This is a genomic window from Acidisphaera sp. S103, assembly GCF_009765975.1.
In the GTDB taxonomy this organism is placed as follows: Bacteria; Pseudomonadota; Alphaproteobacteria; order Acetobacterales; family Acetobacteraceae; genus Rhodopila.
On the sequence record NZ_LMUJ01000030.1, the window covers coordinates 68,667 to 74,801 of the forward strand.

5 protein-coding genes are annotated in these 6,135 nt (G+C 63.4%); 1 reads left to right on the top strand and 4 read right to left on the bottom strand.

Features of this window, described 5'->3' with window-relative positions; genetic code table 11:
• Positions 1–25: 25 nt before the first annotated feature.
• From GSQ89_RS04230 to GSQ89_RS04245, 4 genes are all read right to left on the bottom strand, one after another.
• Positions 26–391: a YXWGXW repeat-containing protein gene (locus tag GSQ89_RS04230; RefSeq protein ID WP_158922357.1), complete on the bottom strand. Its 366-nt coding sequence runs from the start codon at positions 389–391 to the stop codon at positions 26–28.
• A gap of 331 nt (positions 392–722) precedes the next feature.
• A complete protein-coding gene (locus GSQ89_RS04235) occupies positions 723–1,055 on the bottom strand; it encodes a YXWGXW repeat-containing protein (RefSeq protein WP_158922358.1) in 333 nt (110 codons plus the stop codon).
• Positions 1,056–1,944: 889 nt separating this feature from the next.
• Positions 1,945–3,531, bottom strand: coding sequence for a PAS-domain containing protein (locus GSQ89_RS04240; RefSeq protein WP_158922359.1), 1,587 nt, complete (start codon positions 3,529–3,531; stop codon positions 1,945–1,947).
• 297 nt (positions 3,532–3,828) lie between these two features.
• Positions 3,829–4,881: a glycosyltransferase family 4 protein gene (locus GSQ89_RS04245; RefSeq protein ID WP_158922361.1), complete on the bottom strand. Its 1,053-nt coding sequence runs from the start codon at positions 4,879–4,881 to the stop codon at positions 3,829–3,831.
• A gap of 210 nt (positions 4,882–5,091) precedes the next feature.
• Here GSQ89_RS04245 and GSQ89_RS04250 point away from each other — a divergent pair.
• Positions 5,092–6,135: trehalose-6-phosphate synthase (locus tag GSQ89_RS04250; RefSeq protein WP_158922363.1), on the top strand; the 1,044-nt coding region annotated here is incomplete at its 3' end.

Consider the following 6,135-nt stretch of genomic DNA (forward strand, 5'->3'; position numbering starts at 1 on the left):
CCGGGCGACATCCAGCGTTCGGGCATCACGCGGCCCAGTGACCCTCGCGCCAGACCCAGCCGGGACCTTGCTGCTGCCATTGACCCGGAACCCAGACGCTGGCCCCCGACGGAATGGTGACGTACTGGCCGCCCTGCCAGCTCCAGGGATTTCCGCCGACCCCGGTGTAACGCCAATGACCGGGCTGCCAAACCGTCGGCGTGGCGCTGGCCGGCGGCGGGGGCACCAGTTCCGACATCGGCGGCGGCGGCGGCATCGGGGCCGACGGCACCACCGTGGTTGGTGGCGGCTGCACGATGACCTGGTTGACCGGCGGCGGCGGCGAATTGTCACAGGCCGCGAGTCCAAACAAAGCGGGGACCAACAACGGCAAGGCATAAACGACGCGCATCTCCAACTCCATTCCCATTGTGAGAAAACGGTTGCCCGCTGGCCTGCCGGTCGCGAAAGTGCGTGACCGCGGCATCGCGGGGTAAAACCTATCTTTCAAACCAGGCAGTTCTGGCCGCGACTGGCATCACGCTCCAGGCCATGACGACACCGGAATGGTCTCGCCGAACCCGCTCCGGCAGGGTTCCGCCCGATATCGTTTCTATTCCGGACGGTTCTGTGCCGTGTCCAGTGTTGCACCCAAACACGGACGTCTGGGGTTTTGGCAACCCCAGACGTCATCGCGAACTCAGGCACAGGTCCGGGCGTGTCGGCCCGGCGTTACCTCCGCTCTAGCCGCCCCAATGGCCGTCGACCCAGACATAGCCATTGTCCTGCTGGGCCCAATGGCCCGGCTCCCACACCGCGGTGGTTTGCGGGGCCGGCACATATTGCCCCTCATCCCAGGACCAGGCACTGCCGTTCCACGCCCAATGCCCGGCCTGCCAGGCCATCGTCTGCGTGGCTTGCGGCGGCGACGGCACACTTTCCACACGCGGCGGCGGCGGCGCGGTTGGTGCGATGACGATCGTCGATGTCTGCGCCGAGGCAGATGCCGCGAGGCCGAAGGCAGCGACGGCGGCAATCATCGGAACACGCAAGCGTCTGAAATAACGAAGCTGCATAGACATCTCCTGTTTTGATCAAAAAGCCGCGCATCACAGTAGCGCGATGCCTAGACTGCCCGACTTGGCAGCACCGACCTACAAGTGGGATGTCGCCGTCTTCTGTTAACCAGTGAATATGTCACAATTCATTGAATATCCGATAAGACACGGATTATACACGCGGTTATTAAAGAACGAACGACACGGCATCATAGTTCGAGGACGCCTCGTCTTTATATTTTCATCAAATTCTCGTTAAATCACTGAACAGTGTCCGAGACCAGGCCGCCGCCAGCAAGCGAACGGGCACATTGCCTTATCGTGAATCGATCGGTTCACGGTCGGGTGACAGCACGATCACCGTGGCGGACACCCGGAGCCGAAAAGCGCCCTGTGAGAGCCCGGGCAACCCGGCCGCAAAATTTTAACGCAAACCAAAGCGCTGCATAATCATCCGGAACAGGTCTATCCTATTGTTCCGATATCAGACTCATATCGCGAGCGGGGTTGGTTGAGACGACCGCGCGCCGAATGAGAGACACACCAGCCCCGTCATGGTTCTGTAGCACCTGACCGTGGCGGATAGCCCCGCACGGCACCGGACCATGACGAACCAAACACGGTCTCAACGCGTCCGCATTGCATGCGGCCACAGCATGATCGGAGCGACTGAAATAACGACATGGAACCATCATGGTCATTTCTATACCGTCGGGTCTTGTTCCGGCCAGGATATAACTGTGTTGGATGAGGCCTCGGTAAGGGTCCGTGGATGGACAAGTGCTTCGGCGTTGGCACCGTCGCCCAGTCCCGTCATGCCGACGATGCGGGAGTGGGGACGCTCTCCAGACGATTCGTTTATTCCCAAGGCAGATCTCAATCCGTCATGGTTCGGCAACCGCCCGCGTCACCACTCGATCGGCGCGGGGTTGATGATCTCGGGCGCGGCGGGCTCGTCGAGTTCGGTCGAGGCAGCCGGCCGCGGCGCCGGTTCCCAGGTGGTAATTCCGTTCAGAACAAGGATGAACCCGCCCTCGGCGATCAGCATGCCGCGCAGGATCAACGTCTCGTCGTCAGGGCCGGGCTGCGGCAATCCGGTCACGTCGCCGGTCCGCAGGATGCCGGATCGGCGGCCGATCTCCGCCTCGACATCGTCTAACGGGCCAAACAGGCCCTTCGCCGCCTGCTCCCGCAACAGGGCGTCGAGCGGCATGTCCTTTCGCGGCTCGATACCAATGCCCCGCAAAAAGGGATGGTTCCATTGCACAAGCCGAAGACTGGAATCGAACAGGGCGATACCGTCGACGACGCTGTCGAGAACCACCTGCAACCGGACCGCGTTGAGGCGAGCCCGAGCGGTGTTGCCGGCCTCCTCGGTGCGCAGCCGATCCAGTTCACTTCGGATGCGATTGAAAATACGCTTCTGCCGGTTCTGGCCGCGGATCGTGTAGAGTTCCCAAAGCACAAGGCCGCCGATCGCCAGCACCAACGCCGACGCCACGAACGCCAGCGCACGCGCGCCGGCCGTCAGGTTCTCCGCGGGCGTCATCACCTCAGCCAGGCTCGCCGCGACCAGGACCACCATGTCGCGGCCGGCAACCTGGTGAAAGGCATGCAACCGCTCGACACCGTCGATCGCGGTGCTTCCGATCCAGGTTCCCGATTGGGACCGGGTCATGACGTCGAACAGCGGGCTCTTGGACATGTCCATCTTCGGCCGGCGCGCGGCGGGCCCGACGATAGCCTGTACGACGCCGCGCCTGGTATCCACAAGCGCCACGACGGGGTCGAACCCGAGGGCGGCCTGAGCGAACAGCTTGGTCAATTCCGTGGATCGGTAGGAGGCGCCGATCAGCCAACCCTTGGGATGATCCAGCGGCCGGACGATATACATCAGGAACTGGCGGGCATCGATCGGCTCACCCACGCCGCCACCCTGCAGCAGCAGGGACTCCTTATCCTGCGTGCCGTCGCTTTGGAATTGCTCCAGCGAGCCATGCGGGAACGTCACATAGGCCGCGCCGACGCCCTGCCCGATCGCAGCCGGAAGAATGTCCTGACGGATGATATGCTTGTCGTCGCAGATGAACAGATCGTCGGCCACCGCGGTCAGGGCCGGCATCTGCTTCTGCCATGCGTTAAGATCGAACGATTTGCTGTCCGCCTTCCAGGCCGCCTGAAGGATGACCAAGCTCTGATCGATCATCGTCAACTCGTGGCCGATCGTTTCCGACATCGCGGCAGCCTGACCCACCATGGTCTGCTCCGCCCGGTCAAGGATTTCCGTCCGCTGCTCCTGCACCGCGCGCATCGTGACGATCCAGATCAAGGCGATCAGCGCAACGGCGACGATGCCGACAGCCCCGCAGGCCGCCAGTTCCGCTCGGCCGATGCGCGCCGACCGGACGGATTCCACCGGGATAAGCTGGGATGGTTTGAAACGGGCCGACGTCGATCCCGTCCGTCTGCGCCGGCGCTTGAACTTGTCACTCATTGCGTTTGCTAAACCACTATCCTGGGGGCCTGTCCGTCAGCCGGCGATCGGAAGCCACCCCCATCTCGGTCCAGCGGATCGTCTTATCCGCGCAAATCTAACGGCTCACGCCAGCGAGAGCAACGACTCTGACGGATGGCGATCAGGCGAAGGAAGCGAGGCGAAAAGCTGGCCCCATTGGCGCTGCAAGGCCAGTCATCTCCGGGTCGTGGCACCAGCCGGTTGATGCGGCATGGTCGTGGCCGGCCTGGCGGCCGGCCGGTCCAAACCGCGATTCAACCGGCGAAGCCTTGGCGATCAGGTCACCACGCGCAGCGCCGGCCGGGCCTTCACCGCCAGGCGGCGATACAGCGCCAGGTAATCCTGAGCCATGCGCCGCGCGGTGAAGCGCTGCTCGAAGCGGGCCCGAATGGCGGTCGGGGACAGGCGGTCGAGCCGCGACACGGCGGCAACGGCAGCGCTCTCGTCGCGGACGATGAAGCCGGTGACGCCATTGTCGATCACCTCCGGCACCGAACCGGCGGGGAAGGCGATGGTGGGCGTGCCGCAGGCCATCGCCTCGATCATCACCAGGCCGAACGGCTCCGGCCAGTCGATCGGCAGAAGCAGCGCCTTTGCCCCGCTGAGGAAGCCCGGTTTTTCCGCTTCGCCGATTTCGCCGATCATCTCGACGTCATGACCGTCGATCAGGGGCCGGATTTCCGTTTCGAAATAATCACGATCAACCCGATCGATCTTGGCCGCGATCTTCAGCTTGACGCCGGCGGCCCGGGCGATGCGGATGGCGCGATCCGGCGCTTTCTCCGGGCAGATCCGGCCCAGGAACGCCAGATAGTCGCGCGGCATGGCCCGTGGTGTCAGCAAATTCTGCGGCAAGCCGTGATGCACCGTGCCGATGAAGTTCCCGCGCGGCAACGGCAGCCGCTGCGCGTCGGATATGGACACCAGCGGCGCTTCCTCGAAGCAATCGTAGATCCGCGTCAGTTCCGGCAGGTCGAGCCTGCCGTGCAATGTCGTTATGTAAGGCGTTGGCTGCCGGCTCAGCACGGAAAACGGCCAATAGTCGAGGTGACAGTGCAACACATCGAAATCCGGTGCCTGCTGATAGACTTTTTCCATCAGCAGCATATGCGGAGCCAGGCCGTCGCGCAGCGTCGCGTCGAACCGCAGTGCGCACGGCCATACCGCCTCAAGTTTCGCATTCGTTATGGAGTCCCCGCTGGCGAACAAGGTGACATCATGTCCCATCGCCACCAATTCTTCAGTCAGATACGAAACCACCCGCTCGGTTCCACCATAAGTGCGCGGGGGAACCGATTCAGTCAGAGGGGCGATCTGGGCTATACGCATGTCAAAACAGCTCCCGGCTTTTTCCGGGGTCATCAATGGCGTCAATATTGGTTTTTTTTGCGGCGGTGGCGGTCATGATCCGGTCAAACTCCGTATTCTCACCGCGAAGTGACCGCGCTATTGCCGCTGCATTGCCAATCTAATGGTCAGGACGTCACCAGCGGCTTTAACCGGGGTGGAGTAAAACATAAGTGTGGGAGGTGTTGACCGATGGCAAGATTGGTCGTCGTTTCGAACCGAGTGCCACTTCCGTCGGAACGCGGTGCAAAAGCAGGGGGTCTCGCGGTCGCGCTGGCTGACGCGTTGCAACCGGGTTCCCTGTGGTTCGGCTGGAGCGGGCGGCGGGCCGCGCGGGGGTCGGGGACCACGCAAATCCAGCGATCCGAAGGCATCACCTACGCGACGATCGATCTGACCGAGGCGGATTATCGCGCGTTTTACGTCAATTTTTCCAATGGCGCGCTGTGGCCGCTGCTGCATTTCCGCCTGGGCCTGCTGGAATTCCGATCCGAGGACTATGACGGCTACCGCGCCGTCAACCGCCAGTTCGCCGCGTCATTGCTGCAGCTGCTGCGGCCGGACGACACGATCTGGGTGCATGACTACCACCTGATCCCCCTGGCCGCCGAACTGCGCGCCCTGGGCGTCACCAACCGCATCGGCTTTTTCCTGCACACGCCGTTCGTGCCGCCGGCGATCTTCAACGCCATGCCCCGGGCCGCCGAACTGCTGGCCGGCCTGTGCGCCTGCGACGTTGTCGGCTTCCACACCCCCACCTATCGCACGGCTTTCCTGGACTGCGTCGCCGAAAACCTCGGCGTCAACCCGGACGCCGACGGACGGTTCGTCTTCCGCGGCCATGCGGTCCAGGCCATCGTCGATCCGATCGGCATCGACGCCAAGGGGTTCGCGCAACAGGCCATCGTGTCGGCCCGCGGGTCCGACGCCGGCCTGCTGCGTGACAGCCTCAGCAAGGGCGGCCTCGCGATCGGCGTGGACCGGCTGGACTATTCCAAGGGCCTGGTCAGCCGGTTCGAGGCGATCGGCCGGTTTTTCGCCCAGTACCCGCAACATCGCAGGCGAGTCAGCTTCCTGCAGATCGCCGCCCGCTCGCGGGAGGAACAAGGCGCCTACCAACGCCTGCGGCGCGAGCTGGATCGTATCGTCGGCGACACCAACGGCCGTTACTCCGAATTTGACTGGACCCCGCTGCGCTATATGACCCGGGCGGTAAAGCGCGACACACTGGCGGGC